Origin of the sequence: Microbacterium sp. E-13, assembly GCF_049912955.1 — a bacterium.
Classification (GTDB): domain Bacteria; phylum Actinomycetota; class Actinomycetes; order Actinomycetales; family Microbacteriaceae; genus Microbacterium.
Genome location: NZ_CP183973.1, coordinates 2,248,320 through 2,272,675 on the forward strand (window position 1 = coordinate 2,248,320; position 24,356 = coordinate 2,272,675).

At 65.5% G+C, this 24,356-nt stretch carries 32 protein-coding genes and 1 tRNA gene; 20 read left to right on the forward strand and 13 right to left on the reverse strand.

Features of this window, described 5'->3' with window-relative positions:
• Positions 1 to 47 precede the first annotated feature (47 nt).
• The 5 genes from ACN9MP_RS10275 to ACN9MP_RS10295 form a co-directional block, all read right to left on the reverse strand.
• Positions 48 to 722, reverse strand: coding sequence for a hypothetical protein (locus ACN9MP_RS10275; RefSeq protein ID WP_426319905.1), 675 nt, complete (start codon positions 720 to 722; stop codon positions 48 to 50).
• Between the two features lie 36 nt (positions 723 to 758).
• Positions 759 to 1,511, reverse strand: coding sequence for an SDR family NAD(P)-dependent oxidoreductase (locus ACN9MP_RS10280; protein WP_426319907.1), 753 nt, complete (start codon positions 1,509 to 1,511; stop codon positions 759 to 761).
• Positions 1,512 to 1,617: 106 nt separating this feature from the next.
• Complete coding sequence (locus ACN9MP_RS10285) at positions 1,618 to 2,052, reverse strand: Hsp20/alpha crystallin family protein (protein ID WP_426319909.1); 435 nt, start codon at positions 2,050 to 2,052, stop codon at positions 1,618 to 1,620.
• 184 nt (positions 2,053 to 2,236) lie between these two features.
• The gene (locus tag ACN9MP_RS10290; protein WP_426319911.1) at positions 2,237 to 2,740 is read right to left on the reverse strand and encodes a flavodoxin family protein; all 504 of its coding nucleotides are present in this window, start codon (positions 2,738 to 2,740) and stop codon (positions 2,237 to 2,239) included.
• Between the two features lie 18 nt (positions 2,741 to 2,758).
• Positions 2,759 to 3,250, reverse strand: coding sequence for a universal stress protein (locus tag ACN9MP_RS10295; protein ID WP_426319912.1), 492 nt, complete (start codon positions 3,248 to 3,250; stop codon positions 2,759 to 2,761).
• 118 nt (positions 3,251 to 3,368) lie between these two features.
• Here ACN9MP_RS10295 and ACN9MP_RS10300 point away from each other — a divergent pair, with 118 nt between their 5' ends.
• Positions 3,369 to 4,439 carry a zinc-binding alcohol dehydrogenase family protein gene (locus ACN9MP_RS10300; RefSeq protein ID WP_426319914.1) on the forward strand — a complete coding sequence of 357 codons (1,071 nt, stop codon included), beginning with the start codon at positions 3,369 to 3,371 and terminating at the stop codon, positions 4,437 to 4,439.
• 72 nt (positions 4,440 to 4,511) lie between these two features.
• On the opposite strand, the gene ACN9MP_RS10305 is transcribed toward ACN9MP_RS10300, so the two are convergent.
• The gene (locus ACN9MP_RS10305; RefSeq protein WP_426319915.1) at positions 4,512 to 5,051 is read right to left on the reverse strand and encodes a flavodoxin domain-containing protein; all 540 of its coding nucleotides are present in this window, start codon (positions 5,049 to 5,051) and stop codon (positions 4,512 to 4,514) included.
• On the reverse strand, positions 5,048 to 5,854 hold the full coding sequence (locus tag ACN9MP_RS10310; protein WP_426319917.1) for a hypothetical protein: 807 nt from the start codon (positions 5,852 to 5,854) through the stop codon (positions 5,048 to 5,050). The genes ACN9MP_RS10305 and ACN9MP_RS10310 overlap by 4 nt, the downstream gene beginning before the upstream one ends.
• A gap of 148 nt (positions 5,855 to 6,002) precedes the next feature.
• Here ACN9MP_RS10310 and ACN9MP_RS10315 point away from each other — a divergent pair, with 148 nt between their 5' ends.
• The 18 genes from ACN9MP_RS10315 (at position 6,003) to ACN9MP_RS10400 (ending at position 19,744) form a co-directional block, all read left to right on the forward strand.
• Complete coding sequence (locus ACN9MP_RS10315; protein WP_426319919.1) at positions 6,003 to 6,776, forward strand: ABC transporter ATP-binding protein; 774 nt, start codon at positions 6,003 to 6,005, stop codon at positions 6,774 to 6,776.
• Positions 6,773 to 7,534, forward strand: coding sequence for an ABC transporter permease (locus ACN9MP_RS10320; protein WP_426319921.1), 762 nt, complete (start codon positions 6,773 to 6,775; stop codon positions 7,532 to 7,534). Before ACN9MP_RS10315 ends, ACN9MP_RS10320 begins: the two co-directional genes overlap by 4 nt.
• Positions 7,535 to 7,935: 401 nt before the next feature.
• Positions 7,936 to 9,090 (forward strand): tyrosine-type recombinase/integrase, encoded by a 1,155-nt coding sequence (locus ACN9MP_RS10325; protein WP_426319923.1) that lies wholly within the window; start codon positions 7,936 to 7,938, stop codon positions 9,088 to 9,090.
• Positions 9,091 to 9,170: 80 nt separating this feature from the next.
• Positions 9,171 to 9,452, forward strand: a complete 282-nt coding sequence (locus tag ACN9MP_RS10330; protein WP_426319925.1) for a helix-turn-helix domain-containing protein — start codon at positions 9,171 to 9,173, stop codon at positions 9,450 to 9,452.
• Between the two features lie 436 nt (positions 9,453 to 9,888).
• Positions 9,889 to 10,065 carry a helix-turn-helix domain-containing protein gene (locus ACN9MP_RS10335; RefSeq protein WP_426319927.1) on the forward strand — a complete coding sequence of 59 codons (177 nt, stop codon included), beginning with the start codon at positions 9,889 to 9,891 and terminating at the stop codon, positions 10,063 to 10,065.
• Positions 10,062 to 10,364 (forward strand): hypothetical protein, encoded by a 303-nt coding sequence (locus ACN9MP_RS10340; RefSeq protein WP_426319929.1) that lies wholly within the window; start codon positions 10,062 to 10,064, stop codon positions 10,362 to 10,364. Before ACN9MP_RS10335 ends, ACN9MP_RS10340 begins: the two co-directional genes overlap by 4 nt.
• Positions 10,361 to 10,678 (forward strand): hypothetical protein, encoded by a 318-nt coding sequence (locus ACN9MP_RS10345; protein ID WP_426319931.1) that lies wholly within the window; start codon positions 10,361 to 10,363, stop codon positions 10,676 to 10,678. The genes ACN9MP_RS10340 and ACN9MP_RS10345 overlap by 4 nt, the downstream gene beginning before the upstream one ends.
• Positions 10,675 to 11,706, forward strand: a complete 1,032-nt coding sequence (locus ACN9MP_RS10350; RefSeq protein WP_426319932.1) for a hypothetical protein — start codon at positions 10,675 to 10,677, stop codon at positions 11,704 to 11,706. Before ACN9MP_RS10345 ends, ACN9MP_RS10350 begins: the two co-directional genes overlap by 4 nt.
• Positions 11,707 to 11,904: 198 nt before the next feature.
• The gene (locus ACN9MP_RS10355) at positions 11,905 to 12,099 is read left to right on the forward strand and encodes a WhiB family transcriptional regulator (RefSeq protein WP_426325986.1); all 195 of its coding nucleotides are present in this window, start codon (positions 11,905 to 11,907) and stop codon (positions 12,097 to 12,099) included.
• 71 nt (positions 12,100 to 12,170) lie between these two features.
• Positions 12,171 to 12,452 carry a hypothetical protein gene (locus tag ACN9MP_RS10360; protein WP_426319933.1) on the forward strand — a complete coding sequence of 94 codons (282 nt, stop codon included), beginning with the start codon at positions 12,171 to 12,173 and terminating at the stop codon, positions 12,450 to 12,452.
• A gap of 358 nt (positions 12,453 to 12,810) precedes the next feature.
• Complete coding sequence (locus tag ACN9MP_RS10365; RefSeq protein WP_426319935.1) at positions 12,811 to 13,461, forward strand: hypothetical protein; 651 nt, start codon at positions 12,811 to 12,813, stop codon at positions 13,459 to 13,461.
• Positions 13,462 to 13,489: 28 nt separating this feature from the next.
• Positions 13,490 to 14,083 carry a hypothetical protein gene (locus ACN9MP_RS10370; protein WP_426319937.1) on the forward strand — a complete coding sequence of 198 codons (594 nt, stop codon included), beginning with the start codon at positions 13,490 to 13,492 and terminating at the stop codon, positions 14,081 to 14,083.
• A 386-nt stretch (positions 14,084 to 14,469) separates the two neighbouring features.
• A complete protein-coding gene (locus tag ACN9MP_RS10375; protein WP_426319939.1) occupies positions 14,470 to 14,814 on the forward strand; it encodes a hypothetical protein in 345 nt (114 codons plus the stop codon).
• Between the two features lie 306 nt (positions 14,815 to 15,120).
• Positions 15,121 to 16,776 (forward strand): hypothetical protein, encoded by a 1,656-nt coding sequence (locus tag ACN9MP_RS10380; protein WP_426319941.1) that lies wholly within the window; start codon positions 15,121 to 15,123, stop codon positions 16,774 to 16,776.
• Positions 16,777 to 16,855: 79 nt separating this feature from the next.
• On the forward strand, positions 16,856 to 17,110 hold the full coding sequence (locus ACN9MP_RS10385) for a hypothetical protein (RefSeq protein WP_426319943.1): 255 nt from the start codon (positions 16,856 to 16,858) through the stop codon (positions 17,108 to 17,110).
• Between the two features lie 55 nt (positions 17,111 to 17,165).
• Positions 17,166 to 17,798, forward strand: coding sequence for a hypothetical protein (locus ACN9MP_RS10390; RefSeq protein WP_426319945.1), 633 nt, complete (start codon positions 17,166 to 17,168; stop codon positions 17,796 to 17,798).
• Positions 17,799 to 17,930: 132 nt separating this feature from the next.
• Complete coding sequence (locus ACN9MP_RS10395) at positions 17,931 to 18,449, forward strand: hypothetical protein (RefSeq protein WP_426319947.1); 519 nt, start codon at positions 17,931 to 17,933, stop codon at positions 18,447 to 18,449.
• A 917-nt stretch (positions 18,450 to 19,366) separates the two neighbouring features.
• Positions 19,367 to 19,744 carry a hypothetical protein gene (locus tag ACN9MP_RS10400; protein WP_426319948.1) on the forward strand — a complete coding sequence of 126 codons (378 nt, stop codon included), beginning with the start codon at positions 19,367 to 19,369 and terminating at the stop codon, positions 19,742 to 19,744.
• 188 nt (positions 19,745 to 19,932) lie between these two features.
• Here ACN9MP_RS10400 and ACN9MP_RS10405 read toward each other — a convergent pair whose 3' ends face one another.
• Both ACN9MP_RS10405 and ACN9MP_RS10410 read right to left on the reverse strand, forming a co-directional pair.
• A complete protein-coding gene (locus ACN9MP_RS10405; protein WP_426319949.1) occupies positions 19,933 to 20,598 on the reverse strand; it encodes an NYN domain-containing protein in 666 nt (221 codons plus the stop codon).
• A 68-nt stretch (positions 20,599 to 20,666) separates the two neighbouring features.
• Positions 20,667 to 20,894, reverse strand: coding sequence for a hypothetical protein (locus ACN9MP_RS10410; RefSeq protein WP_426319950.1), 228 nt, complete (start codon positions 20,892 to 20,894; stop codon positions 20,667 to 20,669).
• Positions 20,895 to 21,029: 135 nt separating this feature from the next.
• On the opposite strand from ACN9MP_RS10410, the gene ACN9MP_RS10415 reads away from it, so the two are divergent.
• Positions 21,030 to 21,272 carry a hypothetical protein gene (locus ACN9MP_RS10415; RefSeq protein ID WP_426319951.1) on the forward strand — a complete coding sequence of 81 codons (243 nt, stop codon included), beginning with the start codon at positions 21,030 to 21,032 and terminating at the stop codon, positions 21,270 to 21,272.
• A 24-nt stretch (positions 21,273 to 21,296) separates the two neighbouring features.
• Here the strand turns inward: ACN9MP_RS10415 and ACN9MP_RS10420 are convergent, their stop codons facing one another.
• The 4 genes from ACN9MP_RS10420 to ACN9MP_RS10435 form a co-directional block, all read right to left on the reverse strand.
• The gene (locus ACN9MP_RS10420) at positions 21,297 to 21,473 is read right to left on the reverse strand and encodes a hypothetical protein (protein ID WP_426319953.1); all 177 of its coding nucleotides are present in this window, start codon (positions 21,471 to 21,473) and stop codon (positions 21,297 to 21,299) included.
• 166 nt (positions 21,474 to 21,639) lie between these two features.
• Positions 21,640 to 21,711 (reverse strand) — tRNA-Gln (locus ACN9MP_RS10425).
• Between the two features lie 69 nt (positions 21,712 to 21,780).
• Positions 21,781 to 23,310: a glutamate--tRNA ligase gene (gltX, locus tag ACN9MP_RS10430; protein WP_426319955.1), complete on the reverse strand. Its 1,530-nt coding sequence runs from the start codon at positions 23,308 to 23,310 to the stop codon at positions 21,781 to 21,783.
• Positions 23,294 to 24,325, reverse strand: coding sequence for a LysR family transcriptional regulator (locus ACN9MP_RS10435; protein WP_426319957.1), 1,032 nt, complete (start codon positions 24,323 to 24,325; stop codon positions 23,294 to 23,296). The genes gltX and ACN9MP_RS10435 overlap by 17 nt, the downstream gene beginning before the upstream one ends.
• Positions 24,326 to 24,356: the final 31 nt, after the last annotated feature.

Genomic DNA, 24,356 nt, shown 5'->3' on the forward strand with positions numbered 1-24,356 from the left:
CTCGGCTGCGCACGTCCGGGCCGAAGGTCCCGCGGGTCATGACAGGGTCAGCGCCCTGTGCTCGTGGTACGCACCTGATAGCCATGACGCCGACGCCCGAGGGCGCCATCGTGGTTCAGAAGCAGCCGGAAGGTGAGGCCGGTGACCGCGGCCATGGCGATGGCCATGCCGACCCCGGCGATCAGACCAACGGCAATCGCCGTCGCGACCGGCTGCCCCTCGTGCCACAGCGGCGGAGCGATCGCGAAGAAGACGCCGAGCCCGAGCAACCAGGCCACCGCCGTTCCCACGATCCACCACCCGGCGCCGCGGATGTGACGCCGCAATTCGAACCACTGAGCCGCGCCGATCGACCCGAGGATCGCGGTGATGAGCGCGGCGAGCGCGGTGAACTGGAGGGAAGCCGGCCAGGTAGTCCACAGAGGCTCGAGAGCCGACGGCAGCAACCCGCAGACGTACGCCACGACCGCTGCGCCGCCGGTGAGCGCGACCCAGACCTCGGGACGCAGCTCGGGCAGATCGCGCCTCATCGCGAGGTACTGGGCGCCACCGAGGATGATCCCCTCGATGAAGCCGGCGGTCACGATGACAGGCGCGCTGGCGGGCGATGAATTCATGGACACGCCGACGACCGCGGGAAAGGCGAAACCCACGATCTCGCCGGCTGCGACGATGAGGATCCATCGCACAAGGCTGGTCTGAACCGTGGTCCGCGTGATCACTTCGCCTCCGCGCCTGCGAATCCGCACCCGCCGGGATCAGACGGCGGCCCAGCCGCCGTCGACCGAGAGGATCGCGCCGGAGACGTTCGAAGCGTCGTCGCTCAGAAGCCACGTGATCGCGGCAGCGAGCTGCTCGGGCTGGGCGACCGGCGGGAGATTGGTCTGGAAGAAGGGGCCCAGTCGCTGGCCGGCCCATTCCGAACGGAAGGGCGCTTCGATGTTGGTGGCGACCGGTCCGGGTGCGACCGCATTGCAGCGGATCCCCTTCGGGGTGTAGAAGAACGCCGTGCTCTGGGTGAAGCCGTTCACCGCGTGCTTCGACGTCGTGTACGGTGTGCCGGCGGCCGAACCGCGCTGACCCGCCTCCGAGCCGACGTTGACGATCGATCCGGCGCCGGCGGGCAGCATCCGTCCGATCACGGCGCGCGTGAGCTTCATCATGGACGTCACGTTCACGGCGAGGACCCGATCCCAGGTGGCGTCGCTGATCTCAGCGGTGGGCTCGAAGCCGTCCATGATGCCGGCGACGTTCGCCAGTCCATCGATGCGATCGCCGGCCGCCGCCATGACGTCTTCGATGACGGCGTCGTCGCAGAGATCACCGGTGACGCACTCGACTGCCGGCCCGAGATCGGCCGCTAGCGCCTCCAGTCGCTCCCCCGAGATGTCGACGGCGATCACGCGGCCGCCTTCCGCGGCGATGCGTGCGGCGGTGGCGCGTCCGATACCCGATCCCGCTCCCGTCACGACAATAGTGCGGCCCTCGAACCGACCCTCAATCACTTCCATGGCGAACCTCTCTTCAGATTCCAGTCAACGCCGGCACGCGCGCCGGCTGCGGGTCAAGGTGCCCCGCCGGGTCGGACGCAGGCACGCGACCCGGCGGGAGATCGGCTCAGGCCGGAGCAGCGCTGCCTCCGATGGCGATCTTGCGCGGCGCGGCGGACTCTGCGAGCGGCACGGTGACTTTGAGTACTCCGTGGTCGAAAGTGGCCGTGATCTCCTTCTCATCCGCTTGCTCGGGGAGCAGGATGCTCCGGTAGAAGCTCGTGGTGGACTCGCGCACCACGTACTTCTTCTTCTTGTCCTCTTCTTTCTCGTGCCGTTGCGCCTGGATCACGAGCGCGCCTCTGTCGACGTCGACGCTCACGTCCTGCTCATCGAAGTTCGGCAAGTGTGCTTCGACGATGAGGGCCTTGTCGTCTTCGGTGTAGACGTCGGTCGTCGGCATCCGTCCCGGCATCGTGCGAAGGCCGCCTCCGTCGAAGAGGTCCCTCGTGAGCGCGCGCAGTTCGGCGAACGGGTCGAAACGGACCAGGTTGCCTGCCATGGTGATGTTCCCTTCTCCTCTGCGCGGGAAGTGCGCATCTCCAGCGTGACCATGCGCGCTCCGACGTGCCGGGACGATGGTCCCGCCAGGGGACGCGTACGCCTTCATCCGGCTGATCGATGACCTCGCGGCTAGCGGCTCGGCCTGAGCTCGGCCGTGGCTCGTCAGCGGTGCGCCGCCGCGATCACCCGGCCAGTTGCTCAGTCAGGCCGTGGCCCCAGTCGCGTGCGCGCTCCAGCTGGCCAGACACAAGGGGACCTTCGTACCCTTTGACAAGGAAGCTGGCCGGCTCGAGCACGGTGAACCCGAGCTTCCTCGCTCTGCGCGACGCGGCGTGAGAAGCCGCGCCGGGCAGCAGCGGCATGTCCACCCGAGTGTCGAATGCGGCGAACGCACAATCGGACGGCGCGCTCTTCAGGCCGTCCAGCCATTCGCGAACGCCTTCGGGCAGGTCTGTGTACGCGCCGCCTCGCCGAGCGGCGCTCCGACCAGTGGAGATCCGCGACATCGAGAAAGCATGCGTGGGTCCACCGACGACGAGCAGGCCGACATCGCCGGGAATCTGCACCGGCGCATCGACGACGTTCAGAAGCGTCACGTCAGCACCGTCGGCCACACCATCGGCCACCGCCGAGGCCACCTTGCCGGTGTTCCCGAACATGGACTCATAGATCACGAGCGCCCGCATCACAGCTCCTTCCGGGGATCACGTTTCGTCGGCGGTCGGCTCGGCGGGAGGCTCGCTGGCGCCGTGCCCGGTGACGCTGGCAGGGGGATGGACGATGACGACGGTGCACTTGGCGTGTGCCGCACATGCCGCGCTCACCGAACCGAGAAGCAGGCCCGCGAACCCGCCCAGGCCGCGACTGCCCAGCACGAGCATCGCGCAACCTTCGCTGCGCTCGATGAGTGCACGGGCTGCCGGACCGACAAGCACCGAGCGGGTGAGTTCTCGAGGCGGCGCGTCACCGAACGCTTCAGCGATCGCGTCATCGAGGATCGCCGCAGCGTCCGACTCTGGTGACCACTCCGTCATCAGCGCGGGTTCAGCGAACGGGGGGTAGCTCCACGCTGTGACCGCCTCGATCGGGGCATCGAAGGCTTCGGCGATACGGGCTGCGTACCTCAGCGCAGCGACAGACGACTTCGAACCGTCCACGCCCACGATGACCCGGTCGGCATCCAGACTCTGCTCCATGACTCAACAGTCCGCGAAGCGCGCACGGGCCGGGGGGACCAAAGTCATATGGCCCGCGGGCTCGAGCCGCGGGACCTAGTACCCGGGGCGAAGAACGCGTCCCAGGCAGGATGCGACCATGATCCGCGATCTCTCGACCATGCAGGCGTGGGCCTCCCTTGGTGAGGGCGACTTGCGCCAGGCTGCGACGGCGGTGCCGGCGGTTACAGCCCGCTCGGTTCTCGTCCGAGTCGAAGCGTGCGGCGTCTGCCGCACCGACCTGCACGTCATCGACGGCGAACTCCCCCGCCACCGGGACAACATCGTCCCGGGTCACCAGATCGTCGGCAAGGTCGTCGACCTGGGGGCCGAGACGACGCGTTTCGTCCACGGTGATCGGGTGGGCGTTGCGTGGCTGGCGTCGACATGTGGGAGCTGCAACTGGTGTCGCACCGGACGCGAGAATCTCTGCCCCTCCGCAACCTTCACGGGGTGGGATGTCGACGGCGGCTACGCGGAACTGTGCCTCGTGGACGAGCGATATGCCTATGCCATCCCTCAGGACGTCGATCCCGTCGAACTCGCCCCGCTCCTGTGCGCTGGGATCATAGGATTCCGCGCCCTCTCACGCGCCGCTCTCCCACCAGGCGGCACCCTCGGCATCTATGGGTTCGGGTCAAGCGCATACCTCACGGCACGCATCGCCGCCGCAGGCGGGGCACGAGTACACGTGATGACGCGAGGCGAACAGAATCAGAACCTTGCGCGTTCGCTCGACCTCGGATTCGTCGGACACGAGACGGCAGAATCTCCCGAGGCCCTGGACAGCGCGATCATCTTCGCACCTGCCGGCCACCTCGTCCTCGCGGCACTCGCAGCAACCGCCGCCGGCGGCACAGTCGTGCTTGCCGGCATCCACATGTCCGACGTGCCGCGGATGACGTACGCCGACCATCTGTTCCGGGAACGGGACCTTCGCAGCGTCACCGCCAACACGCGCGCCGACGGCGAAGCCTTCCTTCGAGTAGCGAATCGCTTGGGTCTGCGGGCGGCGGTAAACCGCTATCGCTTGGACCAAACGGCGAAAGCTGTCGAAGACCTGCGTTCGGGACGGGCCGCGGGCTCTCTCGTCATCGACATGTCCGGTGACCACGCACACACCGGCCTGCGGGCCCCGACCGTCATCGACATGGACGATCAGCGCCCATGAAGCCGGAGTCTCCACCTGCCAGTATCCGCCCGAAGGCCGACTCAGGGAGAGACCGGTGCCGAGGTCGTCGCGCTACGCGTGCGTCCTCGCAGATCGGAGCGCGTCGGCGATGGAGACTCCCCACGCGTCGATCGCATCCCATTCCCGGAAATCACCCTCCGGCAGGATGTCGCGAATGGCTGGCATCCAGGCGATGAACCGATCGGCGCCACGGAGCTTGTCCGGATCATATGCGCCGCGGAACACCTGCATCCCGCGAGGATGCAGCGTATCGGCGTACTGGTCGAACTGCTTGGGTCGTGCGCCCTCGAGGACGTCCTTTCCTTCCTTGTCGGTTCGCTCGGTACCCAAGGGGCCGCTACTGAACAGCCACACGGGATGCATCGCGAGCTCTGCCTGGTTGCGCTCCACGAACTTCCTGGCATCCTTGCGCCAGTTGAATTCGTATGTCGCCGATCCGACCACGTAACCGTCGTAACCCGACGCCACCCGGGTATCGCCGCATTTGACGACGTCGACGTCGAGACCCTGTTCCTCGAGCACCGTCCCGAGACGGCGTGCAATGCCTTCCGTCGCTCCGTACTTGCTCGCGTAGGCCACCATCACCCTCATCGCACCGCTCCTTCGTTCCCTGATGTGCGCCACGCGGTCGCCGCGTGGTCGCGTTCCGCTTCGCGGAAAGAGCGAAGTCCGCTCTGTCCGACGCCCAGGACCACTGCCCCCGCGACGACGGCACCTGCGCCGAGGAGGAAGACCGCCCATCCGACCGCGGTCAGGAAGTTCGCGGCGGGCGTGAGCAGGCCGCTCCGGGCTGCGACGTCCATGTCGACATCGACCCCGCGCGTGCCGTCGGCGTTCATGACGACCATGCCCCACTCGCCCGGAGTCAACGACCACTGCAGCTCTTGGGGCGCCGGCCCGGCAGTAGAGGACACCCAGATGTCCAGCTCCCCGGGGGGCACCGAGGGCGCGTCACCCGGCACCTGACGATAATCGGGAGACGAAGACGTATACCGTCCCTCGACCTCGCTGTGCGCGACACCCTCGAGGTAGCGGTCGATGTCGCGCTGGGGCGCGATGCCCACGAATACCGGCTGTCCCGCTGAGGTGATCGTCACGCGGAAGGTCGCGATGTCGAACGGGAGAGCCCGTGTGTCGCCGTGCAGTTCCAAGGGGTCACCGGCGGGTGAGGACAACGCGTAGCCGTCGGTGGAAAGAGCGAGGGAACCTGCGGCGAGGAAGCCGTCCTCGGCTTGGAGCTGTTCGATGCCCCTGGCAACAGTCGCCGATATCAGAACGGCGCCAGCCCCGCCCGCACAGAGCAGGCCGAAAGCCAGCAGAACGATGCCGACGATCGTTGCGGTTGCGCCAGTGGACCGCGGCGGTGCGCCGGCGCCCGTCCTCGAGGTGGTCATGAGACGAGCATTGCCGCCAAGGAGAGTCCAGGACGGGCCGAAGGTCCCGCGTAGACGCGAACCGGATTTCATGAGATCCGTCGGCGACCCACCCGCTGTATCGTTTCCGAAGGAGTGCCGGGAAGCCTGGTCGGCGATCGATTCGACGATGGGACCGACCGTGCGAGAGGGAACCCTGACTCCTGGCGGACGGGTACCGCCGCGCGCCGAGTTGCGACACGTGCGCCGCCAGTTCCCCGGCGGTGCCGGCGTCCGCGGTCTGAACTTCACCGTCGAGCCCGGGGAGATCCATGCGCTCGTGGGTCTCAACGGAGCTGGGAAGACCACGCTGATGCGACTCATGCTGGGAATGCTCCGCCCCGACATGGGCGAGGCAGTTCTCAATGGCACCCCCATAACCGGGCTTCCGCACGAACAGTGGGCCGGCGTCGGTCACCTCGTCGAACAAGCACTCGCGTACGGTGAGCTCGACGTGCGAACCAACCTCCGGCTCGCCGCGCGGCTGCACGGCATACCCCGCACAGACGCCAACCGCCTGACACAGGCAGTGATGGCGGAACTGGATCTCACCCGCTACGCGAGCGTGCGCGCACGCCGACTGTCCCTCGGCAACCGGCAACGACTAGGCCTGGGCGCGGCCCTGCTGCATCACCCGCAGCTCATCGTTCTGGACGAGCCCACCAATGCGCTCGATCCGGCCGGCGTGATCTTGCTCCGAGAAGCGCTCGTCCGCCGGGCCGGCTCCGGCGCCGGTGTGCTCGTCTCCAGCCATCACCTCGACGAAGTCGCCCGAATCGCCGATCGCATCAGCGTCATGAACGACGGTCGCATCATCGGCACTCTGGACCCTGCCACGACGGACATCGAGCGGGCGTTCTTCACGATGGTGCACGCCGACGATGAATCCCGGGGGGAAGCATGACCGCGCTGCGCACCGCCGCGTCGGTGGAGATGCGCAAACTCGTCGCGTCACGCGTCCTGCCCTGGACTACCGGCATCCTGATCCTCGGCCTGGCAGCTCTCACCATCGGACTGCTCAGCGCCGCCGCTGCGGGCGACGAGCGCGTGCTCGCCCGCCTCGGCCCGCTGGCCGAAACACACGGCTGGACCCTTCTCGTGGGCACCGCAGCACAGATCCTCGCCGCCGGCGGATTCGGAGCCTGCGGGATCCTCATCGCGTGGCTCTACGGGCGGGAGTTCACCGACGGCACCATCGCCGGCCTCTTCGCGCTCCCCGTCTCGCGCTCCACAATCGCCTGGGGCAAGCTCCTCGTGTACCTGGCCTGGGCGGCCGCCGTCTCGGCGGCGCTGACCCTCATGCTCCTCGCCATCGGCTCGATGGCCGGGCTGCTCGTCGTCGACGCTGAACATATCGGCGAACTGGTGCGCGTTCCCATCCTCGCGATGCTGACCGCTCTGCTGGCCGTCCCGGCGGGATGGATCGCCAGCGTTGCACGCAGCACCCTCGCCGGTATCGCCGCGACCATCGTGCTCCTCATCGCCGCGCAGGTGTGCGCCATCCTCGGCGTCGGCGCCTGGGTGCCGTTCGTCGCCCCCGCGTTGTGGGCGATCGCCCCCGACAGCGTCCCCTGGATCGCGCTGCTGGCGGTGGTCGCTGTGCCCGTGGTGTTCGGCGCCGCCACGTCATGCACATGGGCGCGGATGCAACTCGATCGATGAGGCGATGGCGGCAGACGAGAGCCCATGGCCACCGATGCGGCGTGACGCGAGGCCGCTCAGGTGTTCGGCGTGAACGCGCTTCCGGCAGCTCGCAGGAGGCGCGGGAATGGAGCCTTTGCGCACAGAATCGACAGTGAGAGCGTGTCAGAGACGTCGCAGGAACACAAAAACCCCTGGTTTCCGTGGAAACTCAGGGGCTACTGCTGGGGTACCTGGACTCGAACCAAGAACAACTGAACCAGAATCAGTAACACATCGACTGTCCCAACCTGCTCGATATCGCGGGATTGCCGCAAGACTCCCTCAGTTCTTCGGTGTGTCGGTTGACGCACTGACCCCATCAAGTGGACACTGAACGACAAGGGATATTGCACGTCCTATTGCACGCGGGGGAACAACTGATGGCAGCACAGCGCAAGCGCCGTGAAACGTTCGGCGCTATACGCAAACTCCCTTCGGGCCGCTACCAGGCATCCCACCTCGGCCCTGAGAACGACGTCAACGAGAAGGGTCATCGGCGTCGATACACCGCACCGATGACGTTCGACACACAGACGGATGCCCGCGCATGGCTTTCTCGCAAGCGGATCGAGATCGCTGACAAGAAGTGGCGCTCGCCCGTCTCCGCCGCGCCGGCCATGTTCGGCCCCTACGCGCGCGCTCACGTCGACACTCGCACCAACTCACGGGGTGAGCCTCTGAAACCACGTACGCGCGATGAGTACTTGCGGCTAGTTGCTGGCCCCCTTGCACCGTTCGAGCACAAGCCGCTCTCCGCGATTCGTCCTGACGATGTTCGACGGTGGTACTCCGAGCAAGCGAAGTCAGGCAAGCAAACCCAGGCGGGCCACGCATACCGATTGCTCAAGTCGGTCATGGCCACCGCAGTAGGGGATGGCCTGATCGACGACAACCCGTGTCAGATCAAGGGCGCGTCGAAAGCGTCGACGGGTCGGGACGTCAAGCCGCCAACTGACGCCGAGCTCGCGATCATCATTGCAAGCATCGATCGGAGGCTGTCACTACTCATCGAGGTCGCGGCCTGGAGCGGCCTTCGCTGGGGCGAGTTGACAGAGCTACGCCGCGGCGACGTGCTCATCAGCGGTGAGACCGTGACGCTGGCGGTTTCCCGCGCCGTGACGTACACGAAGTCAGACGGCTTCGTCATCGGAAAGCCCAAGTCGTTCGCCGGCAACCGGACGGTCGCACTCCCGCACACGCTCACAACCCCGATTCGCGCTCACCTGTCGTCATTGAACGCGAGCGATGACGCTCTAGTCTTCCCTGCATTGTCGGATGCTTCGAAACATCTGTCGGCGGGTTCGTTCGCTCAGTTCTGGCGGCCTGCTCGGGCCGCTGCTGGTCGCGAGGACATGCCGTTCCATGCGCTTCGCCATTTCGGTGCGACGCGCTATGCGATGGCGGGGGCCACCACGAAGGAGCTGATGCGTCGCATGGGGCACAACGACATGAGTGTGGCGATGCGGTACCAGCATGAGGCTGGCCGTGATGAAGAGCTTGCGAGACGAATGAGTGACCTCGCCGGAGGTGCGTAAACCTACGCACATGAACAAAAGAAGGCGCCCTCACCGCGCGCGAACACGGCGAGGGCAGATCATCACTGAAAGGACCAATGATGACCACTAACAACAGTACTGAGCGCACCACGTCCAGGGCTGATACACACCGCGAGCAAGACGTGTTCTGGCGGCAGCTTCGGGACAACATCCAAGAACTGCTGCGGGCACGTGGGATGACACAGAAGCAACTCGCAGCCGCGAGCGGGATCCCCTACAGCACTCTCAACAAGAAGATGCGCGGCGTGCACCGAGTATGGTGGTTGACCGACTTCGCCGACCTATACGCGACCTTCGACGGCGACCCGGTGCTGTTCCGTGGCCTGGGGCGGGCGGTTTGAATCCGAGGCTTGGCCCGAAGGGACTCCCTACGTTCACGTGAACGTGGGGAGTCCGTTCGTCCAGCCACCAGCCATATCCTGACGCTGCTGGTCCCCTCACAGAAGACACGCCGTGTGACCTGGGCATTTCCTCTAATGTCCCGAAGAAAGCTTCTAATGTCCACGGCGTCGGTTACGCTTGTACCGCGGGGGAAGTTTGATCCCCGCCACAATCGAAAACCGACTGCTTAGACGTCGCAGGAGAAGGCACAGCCGAAACGGTGAGCCGACCTCCCCACATGTCGAAGGGTAAACCGGAGCCCAACGGGCGCCGGGAGCCGAAACGGACACCGAGCACAGAGCGAATCCCATGATTCGTGTCTGTCTCGGTTTTCTTCGTTTCGGGACCGAGCAGTATCCGGCTTCGCTCCCGAGCCTTTATGCGAGGGAGCAGCACATGTCCCAGTGGGGCACCATCCAGCAGGCCGCCATTGCCTACGGCGTCACAGAGAAGACCATTCGCCGCTGGATCTCTTCCGGCGTGATTGAAGCCCGCCGCGTTGGACCGCGACTCATCCGCGTCAACCTCGAGAGCGCCATCAACAACGCCCGCCCACTGGCGGTGGTCGCGTGACTGTCGACGAGCTGTTGCACTACGCAGCATTCCGGTGCGATGCGGCACTTATCGAATTTCAGCCGTCCAAGTTCTCTCGGATGATTCGACGCGCTTTCCGCGAAGGCTCTGCGGAGTACGCGCAGAAGGTGATCGACAAGTTCATCGACGAACGCGAAACGCGCCTGTCGTGGGCCGGCTTCGACATCTTCGCGGCTGGCCACGCGGACCCCGTTGGCGAACATGCGGCGAGAAACGTCGATCTCGAGCGCGCTGAATCGCTCGAGCAGTTCTCCCGCGATCGTCGGGTGGCGGCATGAATGCGAAAGCGCCCCAGGGGGGCGCTTCCGAGAATCTCGCTGGGCGGCGGGTTCGTCAGGACAAGTTTACCGTGGAGCGCTTTCTGAATGGTGAGATCCACGCACACGAGTTGCCGTGGGATTTGTGGCGAGTTTGGGCCGACGGCTTTCACGCCGGGTGCGAGCGAGTAAAGGCGCGCGCCGAGCGAGCGAACCGTGAGGCCGACTATTGGTACTACGTCGCCAACAATCCCGAAAAGGTGCACGCCGAGCACGCTCGCACGCTGAAGGCATTCGACGTCGCGCAGGCCCGTATGAAGTCGGGTGGCGCATGAGTCTCTACATTGACGTCGCATCGATTCTCGACGGTGGCGGAGAAGCGCCCCAGACGACGGTAGGAGGCCGCAGGAGCGACGGGATCCCGCTTTGCTACGCCGCGGCTGTCAACGCGCTTCTGGGAGCCCCTGAGGCCGGGAAGACGCTTGTCGCCGGGGCGATGGCTGCTGACGAGATGTTCAGTGATGGACGGGTTCTCAGGGTCGACCTCGACCACAATGGACCCGCTGCGATCATCAACCGATTCCGGCAACTCGCCGTCGCTCGCGACACCCTTACCGATCCCGCTAGGTTCCGCCTCACGACCCCCGATGAGCCTGCCGAGCTGCTGCAAGTCGTGGCTGACACGCAACTCTGGCAACCCACCTTCGTTGTCGTTGATTCGATCGGGGAGCTGCTGCCGATGTTTGGCGCGAACTCCAACGACGCGGACGACTTCACAAGGGTCAATCGTCAGGTGCTCACTGCGCTTACAGCGTTCGGTGCCGGTGTGCTTGCGATCGATCACGAAGCGAAGTCGGAATCCAGCCGCAGCTACGGCGCGACCGGAACCGCGGCGAAGAAGCGTGCTTTGGACGGCGCTCTGCTGCGCGTGACGAACACTCGCCCATTCCGTCCCGGCTACGGCGGGGAGGCGGTCCTGTCGATCGTGAAAGACCGCCACGGATCACTTCGCGGGCACTGTGAGCCCGATCGGGAACCGCCTGTTGCAGTGTTCAGCCTCGAGCCACGCGGCGAGGCGCTGCTTGCGAGGTTCACCGTTCCCGCGAACAAGCCCGCTCCACTCGACGACGTGACGATCCTCAACCGGCTCAGTCCCGCACCTTCCAGCGTGCGAGACGTGAAGACGCGCATGGGATGGGGGTCTACCAGAGCTTCCGCCGCCTTCCGCGCCTTCAACAGCGTTCCCGGAACGCTGGGGAACGCCCCCGGAACACCGGAAGAGGTGCGTGTTCCCGTGTTCCCCACCCCTATAGGGGGGGAACGGGGAACGCTCACCAGGAACACCCTGGCGGTGCCCGCATGAATTACCGCGTCTGGCTCGAAGACTGTCGGGGGTGCAATCCCTGGACACGTGTCGTGAAGCACCCGACAACGAACGAACCGATCGTGCAGGCGTGGCATGAGCCCGACTGTCATGTGTGGCCGCGCCTCCAGCGCTCGGACGGGCAGGAGGTGACCCGTGGCACGCGGTGACGCCGAATACCAGGTGCTCATTAATGCGATGCTCCGCACCCGCCCCGCCTGTGAGGACGACCAGCGGTTCATTCGTGACGAGCAGACGGCCGACGACGCGAACGACATGAGAGGGCTTTGCGCGTCGTGCCCTCTTCGCCAGTACTGCGAAGCCGCAGTGAAAGCAATGCCCACACCCGCCGGCTGGTGGGCCGGAAGACAGTACGGAAGACGAAGCAGGTGATGGATATCGCCTGGCTCCGCTGGTGGCTCGAAGCAATCCGAACAGCCCTGATTCGAAAGTGGGAACCCTGAATGACTCCGATTGACAGCACCGCCGTCTTCCACGCGCAACGGCTCGCGCTCGAACTGGCGGACCTCACCGACCACACCGCCCGCACCATGCGGATCACTGCCGCGATCTCGTCGTACGCCGACGTGAACAGTCAGGCCGCATTCGTAATCGCTCTGCCACTCGCGATCCTGGCCGTCCTGGACAAGACCGTGGCCATGGCCGGCGACCGGGTCCAGGTCAACCTTGATGCCGCGAACGACAGCCTCCGCAACGGCATCCGCAAGAAGCGGGACCGCAAGTGAGTCTCAGCGAGCGAGCTGCCGAAGCGGTCGCTCGATGTCCTCGCTGCGCGAATCTCAACGCCGAACAGCGGTCCAAGGGTGTCGCCGAGATTGTGCAGGAGGTACACCGCACAAAGTCCCGGGCACCTCGGACGCTCCCGGCGCACGTGTGGACCACCTGATGCCACGGCGCAACCGCCGCGTCCAGGACGAGCGACAGCACTCGGCGTGCGCGCTGCTCGAACAAGACCTACATCGCCTCTGGGAGAAGAAGCAACAGAAGAATCGCCCCGCACCTGTACCGCCACGACCAGGCAAATAGGCGCCGAACACAGAACCGACGAACCCCCGAGAGATCCAGAACCAGGAGAACTAACAGATGGCCAGCAAGACCGTAACCCCCGAAGAGCTCCTCGATGCAGCAAAGGCAGCGGCCGCATCGGCTCGCGACTACGCCAACACAATCGAAGCCGAGCTCGCGTCAGGCAGAGGCAAACACACGATCGCCGATCTGGAAGACGCGGAACGGGCCGCGCGCGTCGCCGACCTCGCTGCCCAGGCTGCTCAATCACAGATCGTCGAATCGGTAGAGAAGGATCGCCTGGCACGTATCCGAGCGATCCGTGACGAGATCGAGGCCTCGAGCCTGAGAACGGCCGATCACTACGCGGACCTTCTGGCCAATCTCGAATCTGCACTCCTCGCTTTTCGAGAAGCCGCCGAGGAACGCGCGACCACCATTCGCGAATGGCGGCGGGCACTCCTAGGCCTCAACGTCGAGACGATCACCAGCAACGAGCGAGCCGTCGTCCCCGAAGGGCAAGCCGGAATTGCGCCACTCGTCCTCGACGGCGGTCACCTTGGCGGCGGCAAGATCCGTGTCGACCAGTCCACAATCGGCAGCTTCGACGCGGACTTCTACGTCGGAAAAATGGCCGCGCTGCCGCTCCAAGCCCTACGTCGACCGGAGCTGCGAAACGAAGACCTCGAGCGAATCCTCCGAAGCCAGGTCGGCAACCTGCCCGCCTAATCCCCTCAACCCGAACGGAACAAAAGACATGACGCCCACCACGGAACTCATCACCGCCGTCGAGACCGAGCAGCAGACCCTCGCCCAGCGGCTGCTCGACACCGAAGCGAGCATCATCGCCGGCGACCCGAAGAAGTCACTCAAGGACATCGAGCACCTCGAACGCGAAGCACGAACGCTGGACCTCAAGCTGCGCCGCCTCAACGCGCAGCGAGAACGAGAACTGGCACTCGACCAGCACGATGCGATCAGCGCCATCCGCGACGAAATCCTCGCCAGCCAGATAGGTGATGCGGAACACTTCGTGCAGCTACTCGACCAAGTCGACAAGGCCGTGTCCGCCTTCATCACCGCCGCCGACGAGCGATTCAACCGGATGCACGAATGGAAGACCGCACTCACCGCACTCGGCATCGACCGCCACCGAATTGAGCACGGACTAGAAACGGAACCGGCGTTCGACCCAGCCGGCCCCCGCATCTGGGTCGACGGCAACCAGTACGGAACGATTCACCCACTCTCATACATCGAAGCGATCGTCCGCGAACCCGACGCTTCCGCGCGAGTCCGGAACCTGTCCGCAGACCTCCGGTCAGAGCTGGGACAACCCGCCCGGAAGTGACCGCCGCCCGGGGCGGGGTCTGATCCACCCCGCCCCACCGACATACGAGGACCCGCCATGCCGAAGTTAAACAGCAGAGCGGTCGATATCACTAGTCGACCCGCAACGAAGGAGCAGGCATGTTCACACCGAATGACCCCCCGCCCACCCACCAGCACCACGACTGCCCACACACCCGCCTGGAGCGACCCACGGACTTCCGCGGTTTCGCGTACGACTACATCGTCTGCTTGCAGTGTGGCGACAGACAGCATGACAACTTCAACGACCAAACCTGACCGCGAAGACGGGTGGGGGGCACCCTCTCCCACCCCTCAACCTCACGCGGGAGGGGCTGTGATTCTTCCCGTGTGCATTGCGATTGAGTTTGATTTCCGGAGGCTTGTATGGGCGATCTGAGGGCTGTAGGGCCGGCGTTTGACCCTCGGGCGGTACTCGAGGCTGCGCTGCCTGACGATCTGGAGTGGGATGAACGTGAGGTCGTCTTGCTCGGCGTGCTGGAGCGGCAGGCGCGGCACATCGCAGCGCTGGAGGCAGAGCTCGCGACCCACGGCTACCTCGACACCGGCTCGAAGGGGCAGGTGCGAGTGTCGCCGTTGGTGTCTGAGCTGCGATTGCAGTACGCGGCCATGGCGCGGGTTGCAGAGGCCATCAGGCTGCCTGGCGAGGCGGAGAAGCCGAAGGCGGTCCGTCACCAGCGAGCAGCGCGCAGGCGGTGGGATCGTGCCTAGACAGCGTGCCGGCATCCAGCATCGCCCGGATGGTCCTGGACTCGTCGGCCTCTTCCGTTCGTGCGAGCGCCGCGATCTCGCGGGACGCGCTGAGCGACTCGATGCGGGCGAGTCCGTGACCGTGCTCGGCTACACGCTGTACCGCGCATTCGGCCGCGAGTACTTCCCGCACGCTCACCACGCACGGTGCACTGTGCAGCCAGACGGGACCGTCGACGAGTCCCGCTGTCTTTCTAACTAGTCGAACCAACACAACTCAACAGGGCAGCTCCCGGCCCGACTCAGATCGGAAAGGGAGTGGTCTATTTGGCCCTCAACGAGTCGCCCATGTACCGGGCGTTTGTAGAAGTAGTTCCAGAGGCGTCCGGGTTCAACGGGATCCTCACGGGTCAGGTCACCGCCGCTAGCGACTCGGCCGGCAAGGAGGGTGGTAAGGCTGCCGCAGGCGGTTTCGTGTCCGGATTCGGTAAGACGCTGCTCGGCGCGTCGGCAGTTGCGGGCCTCTCTCTCGGCATCGGCGCTCTGATCGGCAACGCCATGCAGGCTATCGGCGACGGCCTGTCCAACGCGTCATCGTTCGAGCAAATCTCGAGCGCGGTTGAGGACGTCTTCGAGGGTTCCGCGGGAACGATCCAGAAGTTCGCCAAGGCGTCCGCGAAGAGCATCGGCTTGTCGTCCCTGTCAGCGCTCAACGGCGCCACCGATCTCGGCCTGATGGGCAAGGCGGCCGGACTGACCGGCGATGACCTTGCCGAGTTCTCCACGGACCTCCTCGGGCTCGCCGCGGACATGGCAGCGTTCCGTGACGTCCCGATCGAGCAGGCGATCGGCGCTATCGGTTCGGCGTTCCGGGGCGAGATGGAACCGATCCGGGTCTTCGGCGTCCAGCTCGACGATGCCGCACTCAAGGCTAAGGCGCTCGAGCTCGGCATCTACGACGGCAACGGGGCACTGACCGCGCAGCAGAAGACCCTCGCGGCTAACGCGTCGCTGTGGCAGCAGACGGCCGTCATGCAGGGCCAGGCCGCCCAGGAGGCCGAGAGCATGGCGGGCAAGCAGGCGATCCTCGCGGCGCAGTGGGAGAACATCTCGGTCCGCCTCGGTCAGGCTTTCATGCCGGTGGCTGAAGAGGTTGTCGACTGGATGACCGCGGATATGATTCCCGCGCTCGAGGACTTCACCGATTGGTTGAACGCGCCTGACACGCAGCAGGGCATCAAGGACCTCGGGACCGGTGTGAAGGAGACCGGGAACTTCCTCCGGGACTACTTCGTAGCGCCCTTGTCGGACAGCTTCGGTGCCGCGCAGGGGCTCGTGCAGTACCTGAACGGCGATCTGAATTTCGATGAGTTCAAAGCGAAGCTCGTTGAGCTGCCCGGGTTCTGGGGCATGGTGTTCCGTGCCGCGGAGGAGACCGGGACGAAGGTGGGTTCCGCGGTCGGAACGATGATCTGGCATGTCACCCAGTTCGCGAACGGTGTCCGCGACAACGTCACTACGGCGGTGGGGTGGTTCCTGAGCATCCCCGATCGGATCACCGGGCTGTTCGTCGGCGCTGGGTCGTGGTTGTACAACTCGGGCCGCGCTGTGATCCAGGGGTTCGTTGACGGTATCGATTCGATGTTCCGGCCGGTCGGTGACGCGGTCAGCGGTGTCCTCGGGTTTGTGAAGGGGTTCTTCCCGAACTCCCCGGCTGAGCATGGCCCGTTCTCGGGGTCGGGGTGGACGGCGCTGGCGAACAGTGGTGCGGCTATCGCGGAGCAGTTCGCGTCGGGGCTTGAGAAGCAGTACCGGCAGTTGCAGTCCGTCACCGGGGGTCTGGTCCAGGCGGCGGTACCCGCGGGCTCCGCTGGCGGGCCGACGGTGCAGATGACGATCAACCCTGCTGAGGGCTTGTCGGAGGAGATGATCGGCCGTGTCGCTGCGGAGCGGTTGAACTTCGCGCTGAGGGGGATCGGATGATCATCAGGCTTAACGATCGGGGGTGCCAGCGAAACCTACCCTGGCACCTCCACCCACGAATCGGCCTAGAGTCTTCGCCATGCTCGACACCACCGGTTACCTCTGGATCATCCCCGAGAGCACTTCGGTTGCAACGATCCGCGGCCTCCTCCAAGCACTCGAGAGCCTCGGCGCCTTGCCCGAAGCCGACATACAGATTCTGACAGTGAGCGCTGACCATGGAGTCGAGTTGCCTCCTGGATTCGAGACGCCAAGCGGAGCGCCCGTTCCCCCCGGAATCTTGGACTTGAGCAACTTGCCGCCGCAGGGGCTTCTGGTGCAGCGCATCATCTAGGAGTCGATCGAGAACGCCGGATAGCTACGCCATACCGCCCCGCTACCATCTGCCCATGACGCCGAGCTCGGAACCAGTTATGCAGGCCGTCGATGTGTGGGTGGTTATTCGCGACTTCCTGATACCTGTTCTAGCGATCTTGGTTCCTACCTTGATTGCTGTCTGGCTGGCGCGAAGTGAGCGACGAGCCGCAGAACACGACCGGCGCGAGGAAGCTGCGCTGCGGGAGGCGGAGGACCGTCGCCGTTTCGAACGCGAAAACGAGGAGCGGAGACTTCGAGCGAGCGCGGACGTCCTGACCTCGCTTGCGCACATGGTGAGTATCAGCGGGACATCCGAGCCGATGCAGGACCGCTTGAGGATGTTGAGGGCGTCCATCGCCGTCTATCGAGCCGCGGTCGGGAAGGACGACACGCTGTCGCCCGATTGGCTCTCGCTCAACCACATTTTGCTCATGAAGCTTTGGGCGGGGGCGATGGAAGCTATCGATGAAATGGGCGGTGTCAACCGCATCTCCGTCGAACAAGCGGAGGAGCTCATGCATCCCCCGCGGGAACATGCGAACAACACCCTTCAACGATTCTCGGCCTGGCTAAGCGGCGCATTTTCGGATGACGACCTGCGGAACCAGGGCGCCGAGGTTCTCGAGCAGATTGGGCCGGTAACCGACCTAGAAGACCTGCGATAAGCCTCCGTGCCTCATGCAGGACGCTTCCGACGACGGCGCCCAGCCGCGGACTCTTCGCGGCCCGAGGCGGCACCGCAGACCTGGCTGACGCCCTGACTGCGAGAGTTGTGAGGGAGCGGTAGAGTCCCGGAGGTGAGCGACGAGATATCCCAATCGGTTGCACTAGTAATCGCGACCGCGCTGGCGACTGGGATCGTCTCGCTCGCTGCGGCCTGGCAGCAGCATCGTTTCGCGGAACGACGCGCGGCCCAGGAGCGTAACGCGGCGCTCGCGGACGAACGACGGGCTGCCACTCGCGATCATGCCCTTCGCCTTCACGAGGTTTTGAATGACTTGAATGAGGTCGGGCGTCGCTTCATCCAAAACGGCGGCGCCGGAATCCCACACGACGAGGAGATACGCGAGTTGTACCGCGACGCGCGCAATCACTATCTCTTGGTCCCCGACTCGGGCCTTCGGTCGGCTATTGCGGACGCTCTCACGGTGGTGATCGGCGGCAGGCTCCGAGCAGTGGCTTTCGACGACTGGCAGGAAGCCACAGCCGCTGCGGCATTCATAGTCGCGGCGTATCTCCGCGGCGACGCGCTTCCGGACCGCTACGTGGGAAGGCTTCGGGAGCTCCGCGCGGAGTACGCGCCGGACGCCACCTAGAGCTGGGTGCGGGCCGGACGGACATCGGCAGCCGCGCTCTCACTCCACTTCCATAAGCTTGGCATGGTGAGCTGGCGCAACTGACCCGGCCGCTTTTCCTAATCGCCCCGAAGTTCATCGGGATCGAGAACCTTGAGCCCGGAGCGTCTGGCCTAGGACGACGCGGCGCACTCCCCAATCAGGACACCGCCGCTTGCCCTCGAGCAGGACCCGACCGGCAACGATGGGAACTCGCCTTCCCGTTCTCCGCGGCTCGAATCTCTTGGCTGGGGGTAGCGCCGTTCTTTTCCCAAGTCGCGAGGTTGCCATCGACATAGAAGTCGAGGTCACGCATGCCGCCGTCCATCGCGACGTTCAGAAGCACCTGCACCCAGGTCTCTCCAGTTGATAGTCGCTTGGTCGCCCACGTCAACGTGAGTTGCTCGGCTCCCGAGCTGCATGTCTAGCTAGTGCATCCAGTCGTGCAACGCGCTCACGATCCTATGTCGGCGGACTATTGGTCGTTGCCTTCCTGCCTGATCGGTTGCGCACCAGGGCTCGAATGGGACTCGGGAAGCAGCATGGGGACGAAGACGCGACTAGCGTTGTTGATTCTCTAGAAGAGAGTTCTTCTGTCGGAGCCGAGAACGTCTCTCCGAGGGCCGAGACCGTGGAAGGCGTTTAGGCAGCCACTCGCGAGTTCGCGGGCGGGCGATTTCTTGCGGCGGTGGATTGATGACTAGCTCCGCTGGGCGGGCCTCCGCTATCTTCACGCTCATGGGGATTTGGGGGGGCCGTAATTGAGCGCGCCGGCGGGCTGGTACGACGACGGCAATGGGCGCAAGCGCTGGTTCGATGGGTCCGCGTGGACTGATCGGTATCTAGATAGTGAGGGCAACCCACCGCCACCCAGGCCCGGTACGGCGTACAACCCGGCAATGGACGCAAAAGCAGGGCCAGAACTGCAACCTAAGAAGTCCACTGCGGGGCTGCTGTGGGGCTGTATCGGATGCATCACGTTGCCCATCGCCATCATCGCAGCGATCATCATTTACGGCGCGGCGACGCCGGACAAGCCCTACGACGCGAACAACAAGTATGAGGCGATCGCCCAATGCGAAGCTCGTATCAAGGACATGCTGAAGGCTCCGTCGACGGCTGAGTTCCACTCCGATGCTGCGGGAAATGGGACGTGGACCGTGACCGGGACGGTTGATGCAGAGAACGGCTTCGGCGCGATGATCCGCAACGACTTCGAGTGCACTGTGCGCATCTCCGGCGATCGCGCCACCACCACCGTTAACTATCTTGAGTAGAGCGGGGCTCTTACGTCGATTCGCCAGCCTGGCCAGACATCGGCCACACGCCGGCCGCCGCGAGCGCTTCAGGTACGGCCTGCGATCGGTCTCGATTGAGCGGTCGCGGCGGTCCCAGTGCTACGCTTGGATCACACCCCCGGGTGCTTCGGCTACCGGGTACGGGGCCTCCGCTGGAGGCCCCTGTTTTATGCCCAGGCGGCGGGGCGTGTGAGCATCTTCCCGTTCTTGCGCACATACGGGTCGGGCAACTGGGACTCAAGAATTGCAGCCGAACGGATGGGCTTGACGAACAGCGGATCAAGTGCCAGCAACGCCGCCGCAGGGCGCTCGATTGGCGAGAACACTCCAAAGCGCCTCCCCAGTCCCTCGGTGAGCAGATGAAGCGCCGTGCAGTAATCGGAGTCGTTAGACACGAGCACGGCCACGTCGCTTGGATCTGTGCAGGCGTCGAAGATCAGGTGCGACGCCAGATTCACGTCTGACCCCTTTTCTTCAATTTTTCTCACGCGCACTTTCACTAGCTCCCCGTCGGGTCCCTCCGTTAGAGGCAGGATTGGCAGGTTTCGCGGATCCGCGCGGAACTGCCCGTTGTCGTGAACATCCACGCCGCTGTCTCGCAACGCCCGCAGATATGTCTGCTGTCGAATTGGTCCCTGCGGGTCATAACCCTTGAGAGGGCGCACGTTCGCAGTGAAGTATCGAACCCGTTTGATCTCGTGCGTCGGTAGTAGCAGCCGCGATAGAGCCCACAGGTCGAGCCACTTTCCAACAGGGTTGTGCACGAGGTTCTGCCGGTACAGGTTGAAGCCATCCACGTAGATGGTGGCAGTAGGGAGGGGATTGTCCGACATGGCCCGGAGTCTAGAGTCAATTCGTCGCGACCTAGAGGGGTTTGGTGAAGTAGTCGACTCGCCAACGCCTACTCGCGCGTCTGTCGCCAGCTCGCGCCGCCCCAGTCCGCCATCGGCCGTCCACCTGGCCCGTGCGCCGCGATGTGCGCCATGTGGACGCGATAGCAAGCCTCGCGCAGAGTCGCGGACCATCCGATGACCTCACCGCGCCAGATCGCCTTGTAGCGCGCAGCCGTGGCACCGTTCACGCGTCGCAGCTCGACCGATCCGTAGACGCCGCCATCGGGGGCGGTCATCCGCCAGACACCGGTCGGCCCCTCCACCGCGGCTAGAACCGGATGCCATGTCGGTTGCTTGTCCACAGGGCCGGGATTCCTCTCTCCGGCCGTGCTACTACGGTAGCCATCAGATACGACCTTGGAGGAAGCCCAATGGCCAACGACTACAACACCGCTTGGGACGTCCTAGCTACGGCCATCGGAGCCGCAGCTGGAACATCGAGCGGATCCGTTGATGACATCGAGCACATGACGGTCGACCAGCAACTGAAGGTTGCGGAGGTGGCCGCTCTTCTGTCTATCGCACAGGAGATCTCAGCGCTCAACCCGAACAACACTTACGGGTTCGACTCCGAGGGAAAGAAGCGCAACGCATGGGGTTTCGAGATCCCTTGAAGCAGGCAGATCCGAGTGTCGAGCTTAGCCACGCTCCTCGGGCAGCGACTCCAGAAACCGCTCCAACTCCGCATGCGGGATCAGGACGTCCTTGCCCCAGTACTTCGCCGCGATCTGGTTCTCGCGTACAGCGGTGCGGATCTTCGACACGGCCACACCGAACTGCTCGGCGGCACCCTCGTAGTTGTAGGCGATAGCCATCCATAGATGGTGGCACAGGCGGCGGTTCGGTACCACGCCCAGCCAACCCCGGGGCGGTCGGGGCGGTCTGGAATTGCACGCATGTCGCACCCGCGCGGCGGAAGGACCAGAACCCTGATTCGCTGAGCGCGAGAAAACCCCCGATAAGACGGGGGTTTCTGTCTTGCTGGGGTACCTGGACTCGAACCAAGAACAACTGAACCAGAATCAGCCGTGTTGCCAATTACACCATACCCCAAGGCTGTCAGCCGAAGCTGTGCCGAGGAACGAGTCTACGCGACCCCGGCACGTGCTCCAAACCGAGCCGTCACCCGCGCGCGTCGAGCAGCGCCGCGAGGCGGCGGATCGTGGCGGTCTTGCCGAGGAGCTCCATCGACTCGAAGAGCGGCGGCGACACACGGCGGCCACTGAGCGCGACGCGCAGCGGGCCGTAAGCCACACGCGGCTTGAGTCCGAGTCCGCCGTCCTCCACCGGAGCCACCAGCGCGGCGGCGAGGGCGTCCTGGACGGCCGCAGCAGTGAACTCCGTGTCGGGCACCCGCTCCAGGGCGGCGACCGATGCGGCGAGCACCTCGTTCGCGTTCGACGGCAGCGACGCCACCGCGTCGTCCTGGTACGTCACCGCGTCGGTGAAGAGGAAGCCCAGCAGGCCCGGGGCGTCGCCGAGCAGCTGCATCCGCTCCTGCACCAGCGGTGCCGCGGCCGCCAGCATCGCAGCCTGAGCCGGCGTGGGCGTCTCGTCGATCACGCCTGCCGCCGCCAGGTACGGCACGAGGCGCGCGGCGAAATCGGCGGGCTCCAGCATGCGGATGTGGTCGCCGTTGATCGATTCGGCCTTCTTCTGGTCGAAGCGGGCCGGGTTGGGGTTGACGTCGGCGATGTCGAAGGACGCGACGAGCTCCTCGAGCGAGAAGACGTCGCGGTCGGGACCGATCGACCAGCCGAGCAGCGCGAGGTAGTTGAGCAGGCCCTCGTGGATGAAGCCCTTCTGGCGCTGGAGGAACAGGTCGGCCTTGGGATCGCGCTTGGAGAGCTTCTTGTTGCCCTCCTCCCCCAGCACGAGCGGCATGTGCCCGAAGCGCGGCACGAACGTCGTGATCCCGGCATCCACCAACGCGCTGTAAAGCGCGAGCTGCCGAGCCGTCGACGGCATGAGGTCTTCTCCGCGGATGACGTGCGTGATGCCCATGAGCGCGTCGTCGACCGGGTTCACGAACGGGTACAGCGGCACGCCGCCCGCGCGCACGAGCACGAAGTCCGGGAACGACCCGGCGGGGAAGGTCACCTCGCCCCGGATGAGATCGACGTATGTGAGGTCTTCGTCGGGCACCCGCAGGCGCCACGCGGGCTCCCGGCCTTCGGCACGGAACGCGGCCTTCTGCTCGTCGGTGAGGTCGCGGTCGAAATTGTCGTAGCCCAGCTGCTTGGCGCGGCCGTTCGCCTCGTTGCGCGCGTCGATCTCTTCGGCGGTCGAGTAGCTCTCGTACACGGCGCCCGCGGCGATGAGCTCGTCGAGAACCTCGCGGTAGATGGCGTGACGCTCCGACTGCCGGTAGGGCGCGTGCGGGCCGCCCACCTCGACGCCCTCGTCCCAGTCGATCTTCAGCCAGCGGAGCGCCTCGAGCAGCTGCAGGTAGCTCTCCTCGCTGTCGCGCGCGGCGTCGGTGTCTTCGATCCGGAACACCAGCTTGCCGCCGTTGTGACGCGCATACGCCCAGTTGAACAGCACGGTGCGGATGAGACCGACGTGCGGCAGTCCCGTCGGCGACGGGCAGAAGCGAACGCGGACGTCGGCTCCGGTGGCGGTGGTGGTGCGGGGATCAGGCGAAGAAGGCATCGCCCTCCAGTTTATCGGGCGAACTGCCTGCCGCCGGGCGGCCCTCCCTCGCGGACGCCGTCGCACCGGACTCGCCGGCCGGCTGCGCAATGAGGCGCGCGAGGGCGTCGAGAGTCGCCCGGACGGCGGGGACGCGGTCGGCACCTCGGGCTGTGACGGTGTGGATGGTGCGCTGCTCCCCCGCCGGCAGCGGCACCACCGAGACCCCGGGCAGCCGCGGGAACGACTCGACCGCCATGCGCGGCAGCGTCGCGACGCCGATGCCCTGCGCGACGAGACCCTCCACGGCGACGAAGTTGTCGGTCTCGAACGCGATGCGCGGGGCGAAGCCCGCGCGATCGCAGAGTTCGAGCAGGTGGCCGCGGCAGCGCGGGCAGCCGGCGATCCAGTCGGCCTCGGAGAGGTCCGCGACGTCGAGCACCTCGTCCGTCGCGGCCGGGTGGCCCGCCGGCAGCACCGCGAGCATGTCGTCGGTGCCGACCGCGTGCACCGCGAGCCCCCGCGCGCTCGACCCGTGCGGGTCGTCGCGATCGCCCGGGTAGCTGAAGGTCAGCGCGATGTCGGTGCGGTCATCGCGCACTGCCTCGACCGCTTCGGGCGGCTCCGCCTCCACATAGGTGAGGGAGATTCCCGGATACCGCTGCGCGAGGTCGGCGAGCAGGCGCGGCACGATCGTCGGCGAGGCCGAGGGGAACGCCATCAGCCGCACCCGAGCGGCGCGGAGACCGCGCAGCTCGGCCAGCTCGCCGGCCGCAGCATCCAGCGCCGTCGTCACGGCGGGGGCGTGACGGGCGAGCACGCGGCCGGCGTCGGTCAGGCGCACGCTGCGTCCGACGCGCTCCACGACGGCGATGCCCAGGCGCTGCTCGAGCCGCTTCAGCTGCTGGCTGACGGCCGGCTGACTGTAGCCCAGCGCCGCGGCGGCCCGGGTGATCGAGCCGGCGTCGGCGACCGCTTTCACCACGCGCAGTTCCCGCGCCGAGAAGACCGGGTCGTCGTCGTACGCGTCGGCCATGCCGCAATCATAAGTGCTTGTTATGTCTTGC